The following is a 20,054-nucleotide window of genomic DNA, read 5'->3' on the forward strand; positions in this document are numbered from 1 at the left end:
GGTTGAAGATTGTTAATTATTGTCTTAAATCAGTATTTCACGCTGCGCTTTAGGTATTCTCCTCTATAGCTCATTTAATACTAATAACGAGGGACACAATATGTTCAATTTGACGATTAAATTGCGATTGATAGGCACCATGGGATTCATGGCAGTAATGCTGGCGATCGGCGGATTAATGGGAGTTTATGGTGTCCGCAACAGTAATGCTGTAGTTCAGGAAATATTTACCAACCAATTACCATCTGTAGAAAGTTTGGGGCAGTCCAGAGTGCTTCTTCTCCGCTCCAGAACGGCAATTGACAGAGTCATTGCTCATCCTGATGCACCCGACGCGGCGGAAACAATCAAGAGATCGGAGGACTTTTTAACAAAATCTGATGAGTTATGGAAAAAATATCTGGCGCTACCTCAGGATGGAGATGAGAAAAAAATATCAGATGCAGTTGCCGTCGCCCGTGATAAATATATCAAAGATGCGCATAACCTCATGGTTACTGCTATAAAAAGCGGGAATAAAGACGAAGCAGATAAAATTAATATGTCGGTAGTGCCACCGCTGTTTTCATCTTACTCAGACAAAATGGGTGAGTTAAGTGACTACCAGTTCAAATCGGCATCTCTTGCCTTAAATCAAAGCAACGATGAATTCAAAACATTCGTATGGGTTGATCTCTTTGGTGTAATCGCTGGTTTGTCCGCGGTATTTGCTTCAGCCTTTTTCTTATTACGTGCGATTTCAAATCCGCTGAAAGCGGTGCTGCATCAATTTGAATCTATCGGCAATGGCGACCTGACAAATCAGATCAGACCTAAGTCTAACGATGAAATGGGGCAGTTGTTATTAGGTCTGGAAAACATGCGCCAAAGTCTGGTGCAGACGGTCACTGTAGTACGCCAGGGCAGCTCGTCAATCGCCTTATCTTCGGACGAAATTGCAACGGGCAACATGGATCTGTCCTCCCGGACGGAACAGCAAGCTGCCAGTCTGGAAGAGACAGCGTCGTCGATGGAAGAGTTAACATCGACAGTGCAGCAAAATGCCGATAATGCACGTCAAGCCAATACGCTGGCGGTTGCTGCGTCTGAAGTCGCAACAAGGGGAGGGCAAGTGGTTGGCGATGTTGTTCATACAATGTCGTCGATTAAAGAAAGCTCTAAAAAAATTGTCGATATTATTGCCGTCATTGATGGCATCGCGTTCCAGACAAATATTCTGGCACTGAATGCTGCAGTAGAGGCGGCACGTGCAGGTGAGCAGGGTCGTGGTTTTGCAGTTGTTGCATCGGAAGTACGTAATCTCGCACAACGTTCTGCCAGCGCTGCAAAAGAAATCAAAACTCTGATCGGTGATTCTGTTGATAAGGTTGAGGTTGGTACACGCTTGGTCGATGATGCCGGTAAAACGATGGACGAAATCGTTACCTCGATTCAAAGTGTGGCGGACATCATGGCTGAAATTACCGCTGCAAGCGCCGAGCAAAGCGATGGTATTTCGCAGGTTAATCAAGCGATTACCAAAATGGATGAGGCGACCCAGCAAAATGCGGCATTAGTAGAGCAGGCCGCTGCCGCTGCCGGTAGCATGCAGGATCAGGCACGTCAGTTGAATCAGGCGGTAAGTATCTTTAAAGTGACGGCCAGTGACACGAGTTCCCATGCCGGACATAACGCGCCAGCGATGCACGCGATTTCATCTCCTAAGCCAGCCAGCAAGACGATCAAGAGAACTGTAGCTAAACCAGCGGTTAAATCTATTACTAATAAACCTGCGTCAACGTCATCTTCAGCGGCCTCAGCTGCCTCAGCAAAAAAAGCCACGGGCGGCGCATCGGAAGATGACTGGGAAGAGTTCTGATTTATCTCAGCTGGAGAAAAAAGCGATGAATTAATCCATCGCTTTTTTTATATGCTCACGAATATGCTCACGATTTTCTGCAGATCAGGATTTATGCCAGTAGTTGGGTTTGCTGTAGGCGTGACGTAAAAAATCAACGAAGGCACGTATTCTCAGCGGCAGGTGACGGCGCTGTGCAAAAATTGCATAAATATCGTTACCTGGCGCCGTAAAGTCATCAAGCACCGTCACCAGTTTACCCGATTCGATTTCTGTACCGACTTCCCACATGGATCGCCACGCCAGGCCTTTGCCTGCGATTGCCCAGTCATGTAAGACCTCGCCGTCATTGCAGACCATATTACCTTCGACTTTGAGGACAACATTTTTACCATTCTGGCGAAAAGTCCAGCCGCGCTGACTGCCATCACTGCTAAATGCCAGGCAATTATGATTGCTTAATTCATCCAGCGTAACTGGGGTGCCATGACGTTTGATATAAGCAGGAGAGGCAACAACTACGCGCTTGTTATCCGCCAGTTTGACCCCAATCAGATTGGAGTCCGTCAGCGAAGCAATACGAATAGCGACATCGACGCCTTCGCCTATTAGGTCTACGACGCGGTCGTTTAAGCTGAGCGTGAGTTTGACATCCCTATGCTCGCTTAAAAACGATGGTACCAGTGGTGCTACGTGTTGCCGGCCAAAGCCAGCCGGTGCCGAGATGGTTAACTGACCGCTGGCGCGTGCGCTGCGTTCCGATACCGAGGTTTCCGCTTCTTCCAGTTCGGCGAGAATACGCTGGCAGTCTTCGAGAAACGCGGCACCTTCGTTGGTGAGCGCAATTTTGCGCGTGGTTCTTTGCAATAATTTCACGCTTAAGCGTTCTTCCAGCGCATCTAGACGACGGCCTATCATGGCGGGGGCAACGCCTTCAGCGCGAGCCGCAGCAGACAGGCTCCCCCTGGCAGCAACCTCGGCAAAAGTAGAAATTTGTTTGAATTGGTCCATGTCGTTGTCGTGAGTAAAAAACAAGAAAAACAGCGCTACATTTGACAAATATAGATGATTTTAGTCAGATATGTGATTCATCTTTAACTAAAACGCAAAGATAAAGTGATAAAACGTCGTATTTATAATAATTTTTACTGAATATACTGCGTATTACTAGATTGATGTTTCTTTTATCGGCAGCGGAATTTTTAATTTTCTAAAAAAATCCTCACATTTTGATTGTTTCGTTCATGTCCATTCAGGCAATTGCTTTTGATGCTTACGGTACGCTGTTTGATGTGTACTCGATAAGTGAACTGGGAGAAAAATTTTTCCCGGGTAATGGCATTGCGCTTGCTGCGTTATGGCGTGATAAGCAAATTGAATATACACGCTTACGCACCATGTGCAGCATGTACAAACCGTTTTGGGAAGTCACTCAGGATGCACTGATTTATTCTTGTAACTCGCTGGGATTGCCATTGAGTCTGGATGCACAAAATGCCTTGATGGGACAATATGCGCGCTTGCAGGCGTTTCCGGAAAATCTCTCTGTGCTGAAGCTATTGCGTGATCAGGGATTGAAGCTGGCAATACTCTCGAACGGCAACCAGCATATGTTGCAATCTGCGGTGGATGCCGCTGATATGCAAGGTCTTTTTCATCACCTGTTATCGGTTGATGTAGTAAAAAAATTCAAGACGGCTCCCGAGGTTTATCAGATGGCGCCAGATATGTTCGGCCTACCCGCCAAGAATATTTTATTTGTGTCGAGTAATTGTTGGGATGCGTGTTGCGCCACCTGGTTTGGTTACACCACTTTTTGGGTGAACCGGAATGATGCGCCATTGGAGGAATTAGGTGTGGCGCCCAACGGTGAGGGCAAATCGCTCACTGATGTCCTCTCGTTTCTAAGTGCACAGGATTAGTTTTAATAGTAGGTTTTATATTTTTTATTTTCATAGCGGAGAATCTCATGACACACATCACTTTGCCTGCAGGCATGCAAATTACTGGTGAAATTAAGCCAGGCTTTGAACAAATTCTCACTCCGGAAGCACTCGCATTAGTCGCAAAGTTAAGTCGCGCTTTTGAGCCTCGTCGTCAGGAGTTGCTGGCGGCGCGCGTGGCTCGTGCAGCACGTCTGGACGCAGGCGAGTTGCCAGACTTTTTGCCAGAGACGAAACACATACGCGAAGGTGATTGGAAAATCGCGCCAATTCCAAAAGCACTGGAATGTCGCCGCGTCGAGATCACAGGTCCGGTAGAGCGCAAGATGGTAATCAACGCACTGAATTCGGGCGCTGATAGCTACATGACTGACTTCGAAGATTCCAACACACCAAACTGGGATAACCAATTAACAGGCCAATTGAATATGCGCGATGCAGTTCGCCGTACAATCAGCCTGGAGCAAAACGGTAAAAGCTATAAGCTGAACGATACCATCGCCACTCTGGTCGTGCGTCCGCGTGGCTGGCATCTCGATGAGAAACATGTATTGGTTGACGGTAAGCGTATCTCCGGAGGTATTTTCGATTTCGCCCTGTTCTTATTCCATAACGCCAAAGAACAACTGGCACGCGGTGCCGGTCCTTATTTCTATTTGCCAAAGATGGAGTCCCATCTGGAAGCACGTCTGTGGAATGACATTTTCGTTATGGCACAAAATGAAATTGGTTTGCCACAAGGTACTGTCAAAGCAACGGTGCTGATCGAAACCATAGTCGCGGCTTTTGAAATGGATGAGATTCTTTATGAATTGCGTGAGCATAGCTCGGGCTTGAATGCTGGTCGCTGGGATTATATTTTTTCTTGCATCAAAAAATTCAAGAACGACAAAGACTTCTGTCTGGCTGACCGCGCCAAAGTGACGATGACAGCACCGTTCATGCGTTCGTATGCCTTGCTGTTGTTGAAAACCTGCCACAAGCGTAATGCGCCGGCAATCGGCGGTATGGCCGCCTTGATTCCGATTAAAAACGATCCAGAGAAAAATGATATCGCCATGGGTGGCGTACGCAATGATAAAGCCCGTGACGCCACCGACGGTTACGATGGCGGCTGGGTTGCTCATCCCGGTCTGGTCGAGCTGGCAATGACAGAATTCAAAAAAGTGTTGGGTGATGCGCCGAATCAAATCAGCAAACAACGCCCTGATATCGACGTGACGGCAAAAGATTTACTGAACTTCCAGCCAGAAACACCGATCACTGAAGCTGGCCTGCGTTACAACATCAACGTCGGCATTCATTATCTGGGTGCTTGGTTAGCGGGTAACGGTTGCGTACCGATTCACAATTTGATGGAAGACGCTGCGACTGCTGAAATCAGCCGCTCACAGGTCTGGCAGTGGATACGTTCCAGCAAAGGTTTGCTGGAGGACGGAACTAAAATCACCGCGGATTTAGTGCGCTCCATGATTCCTCAGGAACTGGCCAAGGTAAAAGAACTGGTCGGTACCGGAGCGACATATGATCGTGCTGCGGTGATTTTCGAAGAGATGTCGACTTCGGATTCCTTTGCTGAATTCCTGACTTTGCCTTTATACGAAGAAATCTAATTCATCATCGACGTCGTGCCTGACAGTCAATCAGTCAATCAATCATACAGGCATCACCTTGATAAAAAAGCGATCTGCGGATCGCTTTTTTTACGTATGGATATGCCGTGGTCTGAATCGGGATGGGTTTCTGGACGAGGGAATTTTATAAAGATGTTTAAATATATGAATGTCAATTGCGATACTCACATAGTTTAACAATATGGCAATAGTTATTTGTTATATTAATGCGCATCGATACGACCGTATCGTAAAAATGAACAAATCCTTTTTTATAGGAAAGTGAGTGAGCAAATGAAACAATACGGCGCTGAATTTTTTGGAACTTTTTGGCTGGTCCTGGGCGGCTGCGGCAGTGCAGTACTGGCGGCGGCTTTTCCCGGAGTAGGGATAGGATTGCATGGCGTTTCTCTCGCATTCGGTTTGACCGTGCTGACCATGGCGTATGCAATAGGGCATATTTCCGGGTGCCATCTGAACCCTGCGGTATCCATCGGTTTATGGGTTGGCGGGCGTTTTCCTGCAAATAAATTGTTGCCCTATATCGTGGCACAAGTCTTGGGTGGCATTGTGGCGGGCGGTGTGTTGTTCTTGATCGCGAGTGGCAAACCTGGTTTTGATGTGGCAGCAGGTTTCGCTTCGAATGGTTTTGCTGAGCATTCCCCAGGCGGTTATTCTTTGCAGGCGGCATGGCTTACTGAGGCGGTGATGACGATGTTTTTCCTCGTGATTATTCTTGGCTCTACCGACGCACGGGCACCGAAGGGCTTCGCGCCGATTGCGATTGGTCTGGGGCTGACCCTGATTCATCTGATCAGTATTCCGGTCACGAATACATCGGTCAATCCCGCTCGTAGTACAGGCGTCGCTCTGTATGTTGGTGGCTGGGCCGTGCAGCAATTATGGCTGTTTTGGGTTGCACCGATTGCCGGTGCGGTGATCGGTGCATTCACTTATAAAATGATTGCTGGCGATGGTAAATAAACTGGGTGTAGCCACGACTGGATAATCGTCTCTGAGGCGATATTCATGTTGCTGCCATGCTATTTCAATGCTACCTCAACGCCATTACGACGGGGTTGAGGTAATGAGCGTTGGGCGATGTGTGAGGACGTAAGAATAGCTGAGGATTTATTTTTGCCGCACTGCGGTAGCAAATAATTGCATGCTATTCTTGCGTCTTCTTTTATTCGGGATTTACGCGCGCGCCAACTGAATTACCGCCGCTCTGTGTTATTTGCTCTATTTGTACGGTCTTTGTACAGCCGTCGTCGGAGCATCTAGGTAATATAACGTCGCGTAAGTCCTCTCATTGCCTAATTACTTTATGCCCGCTACTCTCATTACTGCAAACGACGCAATTGCCGCTACCGAACTCTGGCTGGAAAAAGCGGTGATCGGGCTGAACTTGTGTCCGTTCGCTAAAGCTGTTCAGGTCAAGCAACAGATCCGGTTTGCTTTCAGTGAGGCAAAAACGCCTGACGCGCTGTTGCAAGATGTCGTCAAAGAATTAGAGCTGTTAGCGGAAGCTAATCCGGAGAAAATCGAAACCAGTATTTTGATCCATCCCTATGTATTGACGGACTTTCTGGACTATAACGATTTTCTTGATGTTGCTGATGCCGCATTACAAGAGCTGGATCTTGATGGCATCTTGCAGATAGCCAGCTTTCACCCGGATTATCAATTCGCAGGAACCGAGCCTGACGATATCGATAATTTCACCAATCGCTCCCCTTATCCCTGCCTGCATCTGATCCGTGAAGAGAGTATCGACAGGGCGGTCGCGGCCTTTCCCGATGCTGACATGATTTACGAAAAAAACATACAAACCATGCGTGACCTGGGTCTGGACGGATGGCGAAAATTATTTCCGTCGACGCGTAAAACATAAAAACTAGAGCGGATACAAAATGGCGTCAGAAAAAATTGCTGATGCCAGTGCGGCTGATTGCAATGAGAAGATGGTATGTCATTTAGTTTCGCTAACTGAGGCAGTTTTGGGTAAGTGCTGCAGTCACTTATAGGCAGATGAAAAGGCGCGTAGATTTTTTTGCGGCATTGATAAAAAATGAAGGAAACTTGCAATCATTTTTTTATATCCTTATGCAAATAAGTAATTTACTCACTTTCATTTGCTTTTGTTTTAAACACGTCCGTACTTAATTTTGAGAGTCCTGTATTTTTATATACTGAGTGGGTGTATCTGATATTTTTCTGTAAAACACCTTATATATGTGCGGATTTTAGGATGCATATGAACATACTCCCCTTATTTCAGGAATTTTCTTGATTAAGAGTGAGGTGGTGGTTTGCGCTTAATTTGCCAGTGATGCTATTAAGCTGACAATTTCATGATCAAACTGTTCAGATTTTTGTCAGTGATTTCGCAATGGCAGAATTTTTCATCCAATGACTGCTTAAAAAATAGGCAGTGTTGACTTGTTATTTTGCGTAGCAGCATGTAGAGTAAAGGGTTGATTTTCCGCATTTTTTACCCTTTAGGTTTTCTACAGCTATGGCTCTAATCGTCCACAAATACGGCGGCACTTCGATGGGTTCAACTGAACGTATCAAGAACGTCGCCAAGCGCGTTGCCAAATGGCATGATGCAGGTCACCAGATCGTTGTGGTGCCGTCTGCGATGTCTGGCGAAACTAATCGCATCATCGGTCTGGCCAAAGAAATTATGGCGCAGCCTGATCCTCGCGAACTTGACATGATTGCCTCCACTGGCGAGCAGGTATCCGTTGGTTTGCTCTCGATGGCATTGCAGGCTATCGGCAAGCAGGCAGTATCTTATGCTGGCTGGCAGGTTGCGATCAAAACCGATTCAGCTCATACCAAAGCCCGGATCGCATCGATTGACGACACAAAAGTTCGCGCTGATCTGGATGCGGGCAAGATCGTGATCATTACAGGCTTTCAAGGGGTCGATGATCTGGGCAATATTACGACGCTGGGTCGTGGTGGCTCTGATACGTCGGCGGTCGCTGTTGCTGCTGCGCTGAAGGCGCAAGAATGCCTGATTTATACCGACGTTGACGGTGTATATACGACGGATCCGCGCGTGGTGTCAGATGCCCGCCGCCTGAACACCGTTACGTTTGAAGAAATGCTGGAAATGGCATCGCTGGGATCTAAAGTCTTGCAGATCCGTTCCGTCGAATTTGCTGGTAACTACCGCATGCCTACGCGTGTTTTGTCTTCGTTGACAGATCCACTAATTCCGCTGGAAGAAGAAATGAATTCCGGCACCCTGATTTCGTTTGAGGAAGATACACATATGGAACAAGCCACCATCACAGGCATCGCGTTTAACCGTGATGAAGCAAAGATCACCGTTTTCGGCGTACCAGACAAGCCAGGCATTGCTTATCAAATTCTCGGTCCGATCGCTGATGCGAATATCGAAGTTGATATGATTATCCAGAATCAATCAGTCGAAGGTAAGACGGACTTTACCTTTACCGTACCACGCGGTGAATACACGAAAGCTATGGAGGTGCTGGAAGGCAGCGTCAAAGCACACATCGGCGCAGGCAGCATCATCGGTGACCCAAAAGTCTCCAAAGTCTCTGTGGTGGGTGTGGGTATGCGTAGCCATGTCGGTATCGCCTCGCAAATGTTCCGCACCTTGTCGGAAGAGGGCATCAATATCCAGATGATTTCGACTTCCGAAATCAAGATCTCTGTCCTGATCGATGAGAAATACATGGAATTGGCAGTACGTTCTTTGCATAAAGCATTCGGTTTGGAATCTGCCTGAGAAAATTAAGTGATTGTTCTGGCTTGGTTGTTGACCAATTCCAAACAAGCAGCTATTATCTCGGTCTTGATTGTGATTGAGTAATTGGTCGCAAACATGTGGAGGCGTGGCCGAGTGGCCGAAGGCACTTCCCTGCTAAGGAAGCATATGGGCTTAAACCTGTATCGTGAGTTCGAATCTCACCGCCTCCGCCAAAGAATATGTGCCCGCTTAACGAGAGTTAAGCGGGCATTTTTCTTTTCAGGATTCGATCATGCTCGAATCGTGATGGGCTCTCCTTTGATTGGCGATACACTCTGGGTCTTACTTCTTACCTGCATAAAATAATGACTACTCTTGTCGCCATGACCGCCGATTTCTTTTCACGCTACCTCGCGCAGGCTATTGGTGGTTATGCAGCGCAGAATGTGGAATCCGGTCGTAGTGCTCCTGAGGAGGCGATGGCGCAATCCGAGCTTGAACATCGTCGCCTGTTGCCGCAAGGTCAGTCGACTCCGGACCACTATTTTTTTGAAATTCGAGACGACGATCGTGATAGCAACGATCGCAGCCGCAATATCACGGTAGGTACTTTGTGGGTGGCTGTGATCGATAAGGGCGGTGTGCGTAGCGCCTATATCTACAATATCGAAATTGATCCGGCTTACAGGCGACAAGGACATGCGAAGCGGGCATTTGTCGCACTGGAGTCCTTTGTCGAAACACTTGGCTTGTCTACTATTGGTCTGCATGTCTTTGCCTTTAATCGCGGCGCACAAGCTCTTTATGAATCTCTCGGATACGTTGTCACCGGCCTGAATATGCAGAAAAAAATCAGGTCCTCAGATCACCCTCAATACTGATTCACGTTTTCTGCATTACATTCACTGCGCTACATTCACCACTTCCCATAGTCTGAGGTCGCATAAGCTTAGACCGTCAGCGCCGTCACTTCTCTGGCTGCTATTTGCATCTTATTTTCATCTCGTTTTCATCGTATTGGGGATACTCGTTCCCACTCTTTTTTACATCTTGTTTACACCGTATCCATCAGTCTTTACAAAATCTTTAGACCCTTCTGGCTATCCTCTCTCTCGTTAAAACAAACTTTCTGAGGGTTGTGATGGCGGATTTCATGGATCTGTTTTTTGTTGGAGGAATTATCGGATTCTTCTTGCTGGTATTGGCGTTTGCGCATGTTTGTCATGTGTTGGGAGAAACGAAATGAGTATGTTCATGATTTTGGGGGCAGTGGTAGCTGCTGCCTTGTTGGTGTATCTGGTGATTGCATTGTTGAAAGCAGAGGAACTGTGATGACGACTCAGGCGATTGTCTTATTGCTGACATTTTTAGCAATATTGTTGGTGTTGTCGTATCCGTTAGGGATCTTCATTGCCAAATTAGCCGGTAATGGCCGTGTTCCCGGTTTTGGCTGGTTATCTGGCGTGGAAAAAGTGTTATATCGCGCTGCTGGTGTTAATCCAGAGCAGGGTATGGGTTGGAAAACCTACGCGTTTGCGTTATTGGTGTTCAACACACTGGGCGCGCTGGCGGTGTACTTGCTGCAACGTGTGCAGCAATGGCTGCCGTTGAATCCACAAGGTTTTGCCAACATCAGTCCTGATTCTGCATTTAATACAGCAGTGAGCTTTGTCAGTAACACCAACTGGCAAGGTTATTCAGGCGAATCCGCCATGAGTTATCTGACTCAGATGCTGGTTTTGGTTGGACAAAACTTCTTCTCCGCAGCGACCGGTATTGCGGTTGTATTTGCGCTGATTCGTGGTTTTTCACATCATTCAGTTAAAGCGATTGGTAACTTCTGGGTCGATATCACTCGCACGACTTTGTACTTGTTATTGCCATTGTCTGTGATCTTTGCTGTGTTCCTGATGGGGCAGGGCGTGATCCAAAACTTTGATGGTTACAAAGAGGCGACTTTGCTTGATCCGGTCACTTACAGCCAGCCTAAACTTGGTGCTGATGGTCAGCCTATAAAAGATACCCAAGATGCACAAGGTGCGCCAGTGATGGAGACCTTGACGACTAAAACCCAAACGATTGCGATGGGTCCAGTGGCATCGCAAGAATCAATCAAAATGCTTGGTACGAACGGCGGCGGCTTCTTCAATGCTAACTCGGCTCATCCTTATGAGAATCCAAACTATCTGACGAACTTTGCACAGATGTTGAGTATTTTCTTGATTCCTGCGGCATTGTGCTTTGCGTTTGGTCGCATGGTCGGTGATATTCGTCAAGGCTGGGCAGTGCTCGGTGCTATGACGATTTTGTTTGTCGTGATGACGATCGGTGTCTTGGTGGCAGAGCAGCAAATCCATCCGCTAATGCAAGCCTTGAATGTTGATCAGGTAACGAGTGTGCTGCAATCTGGCGGCAATATGGAAGGTAAAGAAACCCGCTTCGGTATCAGTGCCTCTGCCTTGTTCGCTGCGATTACGACCGCTGCATCTTGTGGTGCTGTAAATGCGATGCATGATTCTTTAATGCCACTCGGTGGTCTAGTACCTATCGTCCTGATGCAGTTTGGTGAAGTGGTGTTTGGCGGTGTTGGTTCTGGTTTGTACGGCATGTTGATTTTCGCCATCCTGGCCGTGTTTATCGCTGGTTTGATGATTGGACGCACACCAGAATATCTGGGCAAAAAAATCCAGTCTTATGAAATGAAAATGACAGCGATTGTGATCTTGGTGACACCAGCATTGGTGTTGGTCGGTACGGCAATTGCCGTGATGGCAGATGCAGGCAAAGCAGGTATTGCCAATCCCGGTGCGCATGGTTTCTCTGAGATGCTGTACGCCTTTACCTCCGCCGCAAATAATAACGGTAGTGCGTTTGCGGGGTTGTCCGCCAACACGCCTTTCTACAACATCATGTTGGCGATTGCGATGTGGTTTGGTCGCTTTGCGATGATCGTGCCTATCTTGGCGATCGCAGGTTCTCTGGCGTCTAAAAAACGTTTGGAAGTGAACGCAGGCACCATGCCGACCCATGGCTGGATGTTTATCTCGTTGCTGGTTGGTACGGTGGTGTTGATTAGCGTATTGAATTATGTTCCGGCATTGGCGCTTGGACCGGTTGTCGAACATCTGCAATTGTTCGCGGCTCATTAAGTTCACTAAGGAAAAAACTCATGTCTAGCGTTAATTCTCAAAATACAAATAAAGCCATAGCTGAGCAAGGTGATGCCTCCGCAGACAAACTGCGTAGCGCAAAATCACTCAGCATGATGGATAGCACACTGATGTGGCCAGCAGTTGTCGACGCATTTAAAAAGCTGAACCCAGCGACGCAATTGCGCAGCCCAGTGATGTTTGTGGTGTATGTCGGCAGCATCTTGACTACGCTGTTATGGCTGCAAGCCTTATTTGGTAAAGGTGAGGCCAATGCCGGCTTCATTTTGGCGGTGTCAGTTTGGTTGTGGTTTACGGTTTTGTTCGCAAACTTTGCTGAAGCATTGGCGGAAGGTCGCAGCAAGGCGCAAGCCGCCTCCTTACGCGCTTTAAAGCAAACAGTGATTGCCAAGAAACTGGCAGTACCAAAACACGGCACAAGCTGGTTGCCAGCCAATGCCAGCGATTTGCGTAAAGGCGATGTCTTGTTGGTAGAAGTCGGTGATGTCATTCCTATCGACGGTGAAGTGATCGAAGGCGTAGCAACCGTAGACGAAAGCGCAATTACAGGTGAATCCGCACCGGTGATCCGTGAATCTGGTGGCGATTTCTCTGCTGTCACCGGTGGTACTCGCGTGTTGTCAGACTGGTTGGTGATGCGTGTTACGTCGAATCCTGGCGAAGCATTTATTGATCGTATGATCGCCATGGTAGAAGGCGCAAAACGCCAAAAAACACCAAACGAAATCGCATTGACGATTTTGTTGGTCGCACTGACGATTATTTTCTTGCTCGTGACGGTCACTCTGTTGCCATACTCTTTGTACAGCGTAGAAGCGGCGAAATTGGCAGGTATTGCATCTAGCCCTATCTCTATTACGGTTTTGATCGCTTTGCTAGTGTGTCTGATCCCGACCACGATCGGTGGCTTGTTATCCGCCATCGGTGTTGCTGGTATGAGCCGCATGATGCAAGCCAATGTCATCGCGACATCAGGCCGTGCAGTTGAAGCGGCTGGTGACGTTGACGTCTTGATGTTGGATAAGACAGGTACGATCACTTTAGGTAATCGTCAAGCGTCTGAGTTTTTCCCTGCGCCAGGCGTAATCCTTGCTCAATTGGGTGATGCAGCCCAACTCGCATCATTAGCTGACGAAACACCAGAAGGTCGCAGTATCGTTGTATTGGCAAAGCAAAAATGTAATTTACGTGAGCGAGAAATGGCCAGCCTGAATGCGCAATTTATCGAATTCACTGCGCAAACTCGTATGAGTGGTGTCGATATCGGTACGCGTGTCATCCGTAAAGGTGCGGCTGATTCAGTGAAGAAGTTTGTTGAGAGCTTAGGTCGTCCTTTCCCAGCTGAAGTCAGCAAAACAGTGGACGATATTTCTCGTCGCGGTAGTACACCACTGGTGGTCGTGGACGATGGCAAAGTCATGGGTGCGATTGAGTTAAAAGATATCGTCAAAGGTGGCATCAAGGAGCGTTTCGCCGAGCTGCGCCGCATGGGTATCAAAACCATCATGATCACCGGTGACAATAAGCTGACTGCAGCTGCGATCGCCGCAGAGGCAGGTGTGGATGACTTTTTGGCAGAAGCAACGCCAGAAGATAAGCTGAAATTGATCCGCAGCTATCAGTCAGAAGGCCGTCTGGTTGCAATGACGGGTGACGGTACCAATGATGCGCCAGCGTTGGCACAAGCAGACGTTGCAGTTGCGATGAACTCAGGTACCCAAGCAGCGAAAGAAGCGGGCAATATGGTGGATCTGGATTCTAATCCAACCAAGTTGTTAGAGATCGTAGAAATTGGTAAACAAATGCTGATGACACGCGGTTCTTTAACCACCTTCTCGATTGCGAACGACGTAGCGAAATATTTTGCGATTATCCCTGCCGCTTTTGTCGCCACCTATCCGCAGCTGAAAGCGTTGGACGTGATGCATTTGTCCAGCCCGGCCTCGGCGATTATGTCTGCGGTGATTTTTAATGCGCTGATCATTGTGTTCTTGATCCCGCTGGCACTCAAAGGTGTGAAGTATCGTGCAATCGGTGCAGCACGTCTGTTACGTCGTAATCTGTTGATCTACGGTCTCGGCGGTATTGTGTTGCCGTTCGCAGGTATCAAACTGATCGATATGATTCTTGCTTTGTTTAATTTAGTGTAATGAAGGACTGAAAATGAATTCTCTATTTTCCCAATTTCGTCCTGCCGTGGTGTTGTTTGTTGGCTTTAGCCTGATCGTTGGCGTCGCGTATCCCTACGCGATTACCGGCATCGGCAAAGTAGCGTTTAACAAGCAAGCTGAAGGCAGTCTAGTGGAGCGCGACGGTAAGCTGATCGGCTCTAGCCTGATCGGTCAGGCATTCAGCTCGAACAAATATTTCTGGAGCCGTCCTTCTGCGACATCGCCGATGCCGAATAATCCAACGGCGTCGAGCGGTTCTAATCTGGGCCCATTTAATCCAGCACAGATGGATGCGGTTAAAGGACGCATTGCGACCTTGCAAGCAGCTGATCCAGAGAATAAACAAAAGATTCCAGTCGATTTAGTGACCGCATCAGCCAGTGGTCTTGATCCAGAAATCAGTATCGCCGCGGCACAATATCAAGCGACTAGAATTGCTCGCGAGCGTAAAATGACAAACGAACAAGTCATGGCGTTGATCGAACAATTCTCACAACGTCCGGTGATGGGTGTATTTGGCGAACCACGGGTCAACGTATTAGCCTTGAACCTGGCTTTAGATGGCGCGAAGTAGCCGATAGCAATCTCAGGTCACTGCCATCACGCCAGAAAAGATCATCTCGCTGAGGTTGTGTCCGGGAAGTCGGAATTTAGGTGATATAGAGATACTCCTATATGTATTTTTATATCACCTATATAAATAGTGCGGATAAGGCAGTGTTTTTATGCATACTCCCCTTAATTACTGAATTTGTCTGATCTGGTGAGCAATGAGCAGGTTTTGTTTTTATCCCGTAGCTAAATCGTTCACCTACAACTAGTTTTTTAGAAAAATGGCCAATCTGAACGATCAACGTCCTGATCCCGATGTCTTGCTTGCGCATGTGCAGGCGCAGGAACGTCGTGCCTCACGTGGCAAATTGCGGATTTATTTCGGTGCTTCTGCTGGTGTAGGTAAGACCTACGCCATGCTGAGTGCTGCACATAAACTGCAAGCCGAAGGGCAGAAGGTATTGATCGGTGTGGTGGAAACCCATGGACGTCGTGAAACCCTGGCCTTACTCGATGGGTTGCCACTGTTGCCCCCGAAGGCGGTTGCCTACCGCGACAAGACGCTGAGCGAATTTGATATCGATAGTGCTTTAGCGCGTAATCCACCCCTGATTTTGATCGATGAACTGGCGCATTCAAATGCGCCGGGTTCTCGCCATCCCAAGCGCTGGCAAGATGTCGAGGAATTGCTCGACGCAGGGATTGATGTCTACACCACCGTCAACGTGCAGCATCTGGATAGCCTGAACGATGTCGTTGGCGGCATCACCGGTATCCGCGTGTCAGAGACAGTGCCGGATACAGTGTTTGATGACGCCGACGAGGTAGTACTGGTCGATGTACCTGCCGATGAGTTATTGGCACGCCTGCAAACAGGGCGGGTTTATCACGGGCAGCAAGCCGAACGGGCAGCAAAGAATTTTTTCCGTAAAGGGAATCTGATTGCGCTACGTGAACTGGCATTACGCCGCACTGCGGACCGTGTCGAAGAAGACGTGCAGGCGTACCGGATTGAGAAATCGATAGGCAAGGTGTGGAAGACCGATGCCGCGCTGCTGGCCTGTGTCGGCAGCGGACCCGGTGCGGATCATCTGATACGCAGTGCAGCACGTCTGGCGAGTCAGCTTAGCGCGGAATGGCATGCCGTATATGTCGAGACGCCGCAATTGCAGCGGCTATCTGCCAGTCAGCGCGAACGAATTTTAAAAAGCCTGAAACTGGCGCAAGACCTCGGCGCCAAAACGGCGGTGCTTAGCGGTCAGGATGTCGCGAATGAAGTCGTTGACTATGCGCATAGCCATAATTTTTCCAAGATCGTCCTGGGACGTCGTCACTACTCTTGGACGTCGGTATCGTTACATAAAAAAATGGCCGCACTGGCACCGGATCTGGATCTGATCGAGATCGGACGGGCGGTGACAGATCCTATTGATTCTGTGAATGAACGACAGGATTCCCGAAATCAGCGCAATCAGTCAGATGACGCAGTACCTCGTCATAGAACAGAATTTTTTGATAACGCTCCATCGACGACTGCATGGACTGACGCAACAATGCCAGTCAATCCAGTTCGCTGGCTGGTCCGACATCTGCGCTATCTGTATGCCTTGCTGGCGATTATCGCAGCCGCAATCGCCTGTACGCCCTTGCTGAATTTTTTACATCTCGTGAATATTGCGATGCTGTTTATGCTGGTGGTGGTGCTGGTCGCATTTCGTCTGGGGCGCGGTCCCTCGGTGCTGGCGACGGTGGTGGGTGTGGCAGTGTTTGATTTTTTCTTTGTACCACCGCGGTTTACCTTTGCGGTCAGTGATTTTCAATATCTAGTGACGTTTGCTGTGATGCTGGCAGTAGGTTTGCTGACCGGACACCTGACCGCAGGTTTGCGTTATCAGGCCAGAGTTGCCTCGCATCGGGAGTTGCGGGCGCGTGCTCTGTATGAGTTTGCACGGGATTTGTCCGGCGTATTGCAAGATGAGCAGATTTCTGAGAGCACGCAAGCCATTATTCAACGAGCTTTTCGCGCCAGAGCGATTTTGTTGTTGCCAGACGCTAATGGCAAATTGCAAGCGCCCGCCGCGATCGCTGAAGGGCTGGATCTGGGAATTGCGCAATGGGCTTTTGATAAGGTCGAAGCTGCCGGCATAGGTACCGATACGCTGCCGGCAAGTAATTTCTTTTATTTGCCTCTGGTGGCGCCGATGCGCACTCGTGGCCTGTTAGCGATACAACCGGATAACCGTCGCTGGATCTTAATACCAGAACAGCGTCAGCAGCTTGATACGTTTGCCGCACTTGCTGCGATTGCGCTGGAACGCGTGCATTACATCGAGGTCGCGCAAGAGGCATTGATCTATATGGAATCAGAACGCCTGCGCAATTCATTACTGGCCGCTTTGTCGCATGATTTAAGAACGCCCTTGACCTCGCTGGTTGGCATCTCCGAATCGCTGACCATGTCCAAACCGGCGCTGACCGATTTGCAGCAACAGATGGCGCAAAATCTGCATACCGAATCTTTGCGTATGAGCGCTCTGGTGGCGAATCTGTTGGATATGGCACGCATCCAAAGCGGCGAAGTGAAGTTGAACCTGCAATGGCAGCCGCTGGAAGAAGTCGTGGGCAGTGCCCTACGTGCCAGCACCGCGGCTCTGGCGCAAGCCCGAGTACAGACGGCCTTGCCGGCGGATCTGCCTTTACTGCATTTTGATGCAGTGCTGATTGAGCGGGTGCTATGTAATTTGCTGGAGAATGCAGCGAAATACTCGACCACTCATGCTGTGATTGTCATCCGTGCCGAGATTGATGACAGCCATTCGATGATCAAGATCATGGTCGATGATAACGGTCCTGGATTGCCCGCCGGACGTGAAGAGCTCATTTTTGAAAAATTTACCCGCGGGGAGCGCGAGTCTGCGACGCCGGGTGTTGGTTTAGGACTGGCGATTTGCCGTGCGATTGTTGAGGCGCATGGTGGACGTATCGCCCCAGCGAGTTCGCAACTCGGTGGGGCCTGTATCTGCTTTACTTTGCCACTGGGCTCACCGCCGTCGTTACCGGATTTTGATGCGGGTGACGTTTGAGCGCGCCGTGCCTGTTCCGATGTAAGCGGTCATCTATGAGCAATACCTGCTGCTATTTAACGAATGCTGATTGATTAAAACCAAGTGATGAAAACTGAATCAAAACCTACTGCGCTATTGGTTGAGGACGAGCCGCAAATACGTCGTTTTGTACGTAGTGCGTTAGAAGAGGAGGGCTGGCAAGTTGAAGAGGCCGGAGGGTTTCAACGTGGCTTGATTGACGCCGGTACGCGCCAGCCAGATTTGATTATTCTCGATCTCGGTTTGCCGGACGGTGATGGTGTCGATTTCATCAAAGACCTGCGTCATTGGTCCAGCGTTCCCATTATCGTCTTGTCGGCACGGGTTAATGAGACCGATAAAATCAAGGCGCTGGATGCGGGTGCCGACGATTTTTTAAGCAAGCCTTTTGGTGTGGGCGAATTATTGGCGCGGGTACGTGCGACCTTACGCCGCCAGCGCCAGCCAGGTACCACCACCGACGGGATAGTCCAGTTCGGCGATATCCGCGTTGATCAGCAGGCACGCCTGGTCACCAAAGGCGGCAATATGGTGCATCTGACGAAAACGGAATTTCGTCTGCTCAGCGTGCTGGTCAACAATGCAGGACGAGTCGTCACTAACTTGCAATTATTGAGGGAAGTCTGGGGACCATCGCATGCCGAAGACGGCCATTATCTGCGAATCTATATGGGACATTTACGACAGAAACTCGAAGATGATCCGACGCAGCCTCGCTACCTGCTAACGGAGACCGCAGTAGGTTATCGATTGTTGCTACCGATGTGAAGCGGGCTCACGTCAACTGGTCGGTGAATTGTGCTGTGATTGGTCGTGAGTATTTAGTGAGTGCAGAGCACTCGTTGAACCAGCGAACAGAACTGATCCAATAATCTGCTAAGCCCTTCATTTACTTAAGTAGTCATTAATTACTTTCAGCTTTGCCAGGCTGAGAGTCAGGCCTTTGTACGCCTGTTTTTTGTGAAATGGCATGCCGTACTGTTATTGAGTGTCGTTGTAGGTAGCTGTGCGTTGTTGCATGGCTTGTCGGGAAGTCCTCGATCGATTAGCCAGAACACCGTATCAGCAGTTTTTTTAAATCAGTAGTTTTTATATGAATGTGGAAATCCAATGAAAAAAATAATGTTGATGAGTGTGCTCTCCAGCTTACTTTGTGGAACAGCGGTATGCGCAGAAGAAGTGAAGCCAGACAACGAGTTGAGTTTTAATGCCGCAGTAACATCCGATTATCGCTATCGCGGAATCTCGCAGACCCGCTTGCAGCCTGCCTTACAGGGCGGTGCTGATTATACGAACAATCCTAGTGGATTCTATGCAGGAACGTGGGCGTCGACCATCAAATGGACAAAAGATGCCGGAGGTAGCGGCGATCTTGAGATCGATCTATATGCCGGTAAACGTGGCGAGATCGTTAAGGATATTAGCTACGACGTCGGCGTATTGACCTATGTTTATCCATCCAACGGCTTGGCAGTGAACGCTAACACAACGGAAATCTATGGACAGCTAAGCTATGGTCCCGCGTATGCAAAATACTCGCATGCCGTGACCAATTTATTTGGTTTTGCCGAGAGTAAAAATAGCGGATACCTAGATCTCGGCGTCAATCTGGATCTCGATACAGGACTGGTACTCAATCTGCACGCCGGTCGCCAGAATGTGAAAAATAATTCTGCCGCAACCTATACCGACTGGAAAATCGGCGTCACCAAAGAACTATGGTCAATCAACTGGGCGGTTGCTGTCATTGGCACAAATGCAGATAAACTCGCTTATGCTTCGCCCGTGAATGGCAAGTTTTTGGGTAAAACGGCGTTAGTAGCTTCTGTAAGCAAAAATTTTTAGTCGGAATTTTTAAGTGCTTGCCTATTCTGTCGGCTTGCATCGTCAGCGATGTGGCCATATCAAGTCGGCAGAGTAGCTCGCAAACATAG

General features: G+C 48.6%; 15 protein-coding genes and 1 tRNA gene. 15 read left to right on the plus strand and 1 reads right to left on the minus strand.

The genetic code is table 11. The features are described 5' to 3' along the window. The first annotated feature begins 100 nt into the window (after positions 1-100). Entirely contained in the window at positions 101-1,858 is a 1,758-nt protein-coding gene (locus ACO0K3_RS00775; protein ID WP_422981019.1) for a methyl-accepting chemotaxis protein, read from the plus strand. Between the two features lie 84 nt (positions 1,859-1,942). On the opposite strand, the gene ACO0K3_RS00780 is transcribed toward ACO0K3_RS00775, so the two are convergent. Then, entirely contained in the window at positions 1,943-2,848 is a 906-nt protein-coding gene (locus tag ACO0K3_RS00780) for a LysR family transcriptional regulator (RefSeq protein ID WP_422981021.1), read from the minus strand. Positions 2,849-3,081: 233 nt separating this feature from the next. On the opposite strand from ACO0K3_RS00780, the gene ACO0K3_RS00785 reads away from it, so the two are divergent. The 14 genes from ACO0K3_RS00785 (at position 3,082) to ACO0K3_RS00850 (ending at position 19,965) form a co-directional block, all read left to right on the plus strand. Next, positions 3,082-3,759 (plus strand): haloacid dehalogenase type II, encoded by a 678-nt coding sequence (locus ACO0K3_RS00785; RefSeq protein WP_422961095.1) that lies wholly within the window; start codon positions 3,082-3,084, stop codon positions 3,757-3,759. 47 nt (positions 3,760-3,806) lie between these two features. Next, positions 3,807-5,393 carry a malate synthase A gene (aceB, locus tag ACO0K3_RS00790; RefSeq protein ID WP_422981023.1) on the plus strand — a complete coding sequence of 529 codons (1,587 nt, stop codon included), beginning with the start codon at positions 3,807-3,809 and terminating at the stop codon, positions 5,391-5,393. Positions 5,394-5,687: 294 nt separating this feature from the next. After that, entirely contained in the window at positions 5,688-6,377 is a 690-nt protein-coding gene (gene aqpZ, locus ACO0K3_RS00795; protein WP_422961093.1) for an aquaporin Z, read from the plus strand. Positions 6,378-6,720: 343 nt separating this feature from the next. Further along, positions 6,721-7,287 (plus strand): DUF1415 domain-containing protein, encoded by a 567-nt coding sequence (locus tag ACO0K3_RS00800; RefSeq protein ID WP_422981025.1) that lies wholly within the window; start codon positions 6,721-6,723, stop codon positions 7,285-7,287. Positions 7,288-7,911: 624 nt separating this feature from the next. Next, positions 7,912-9,162, plus strand: a complete 1,251-nt coding sequence (locus ACO0K3_RS00805; protein ID WP_422961091.1) for an aspartate kinase — start codon at positions 7,912-7,914, stop codon at positions 9,160-9,162. A gap of 100 nt (positions 9,163-9,262) precedes the next feature. Beyond that, positions 9,263-9,356 (plus strand) — tRNA-Ser (locus tag ACO0K3_RS00810). Positions 9,357-9,488: 132 nt separating this feature from the next. Continuing rightward, entirely contained in the window at positions 9,489-10,004 is a 516-nt protein-coding gene (locus tag ACO0K3_RS00815; RefSeq protein WP_422981027.1) for a GNAT family N-acetyltransferase, read from the plus strand. Between the two features lie 361 nt (positions 10,005-10,365). Next, positions 10,366-10,455 carry a K(+)-transporting ATPase subunit F gene (gene kdpF / locus ACO0K3_RS00820; protein ID WP_422981029.1) on the plus strand — a complete coding sequence of 30 codons (90 nt, stop codon included), beginning with the start codon at positions 10,366-10,368 and terminating at the stop codon, positions 10,453-10,455. After that, a complete protein-coding gene (gene kdpA / locus ACO0K3_RS00825) occupies positions 10,455-12,272 on the plus strand; it encodes a potassium-transporting ATPase subunit KdpA (RefSeq protein ID WP_422981031.1) in 1,818 nt (605 codons plus the stop codon). The genes kdpF and kdpA overlap by 1 nt, the downstream gene beginning before the upstream one ends. Before the next feature lie 20 nt (positions 12,273-12,292). Continuing rightward, complete coding sequence (gene kdpB, locus ACO0K3_RS00830; protein WP_422981033.1) at positions 12,293-14,443, plus strand: potassium-transporting ATPase subunit KdpB; 2,151 nt, start codon at positions 12,293-12,295, stop codon at positions 14,441-14,443. Between the two features lie 13 nt (positions 14,444-14,456). Beyond that, a complete protein-coding gene (kdpC, locus tag ACO0K3_RS00835) occupies positions 14,457-15,038 on the plus strand; it encodes a potassium-transporting ATPase subunit KdpC (RefSeq protein ID WP_422981034.1) in 582 nt (193 codons plus the stop codon). Between the two features lie 259 nt (positions 15,039-15,297). Beyond that, on the plus strand, positions 15,298-18,099 hold the full coding sequence (locus ACO0K3_RS00840; protein WP_422981036.1) for a DUF4118 domain-containing protein: 2,802 nt from the start codon (positions 15,298-15,300) through the stop codon (positions 18,097-18,099). 87 nt (positions 18,100-18,186) lie between these two features. Beyond that, a complete protein-coding gene (gene kdpE, locus ACO0K3_RS00845; RefSeq protein WP_422981038.1) occupies positions 18,187-18,888 on the plus strand; it encodes a two-component system response regulator KdpE in 702 nt (233 codons plus the stop codon). A 342-nt stretch (positions 18,889-19,230) separates the two neighbouring features. Continuing rightward, positions 19,231-19,965 carry a TorF family putative porin gene (locus tag ACO0K3_RS00850; protein ID WP_422981040.1) on the plus strand — a complete coding sequence of 245 codons (735 nt, stop codon included), beginning with the start codon at positions 19,231-19,233 and terminating at the stop codon, positions 19,963-19,965. The last annotated feature ends 89 nt before the right edge of the window (positions 19,966-20,054 follow it).

This window comes from Undibacterium sp. Rencai35W, assembly GCF_049340185.1.
In the GTDB taxonomy this organism is placed as follows: Bacteria; Pseudomonadota; Gammaproteobacteria; order Burkholderiales; family Burkholderiaceae_D; genus Undibacterium.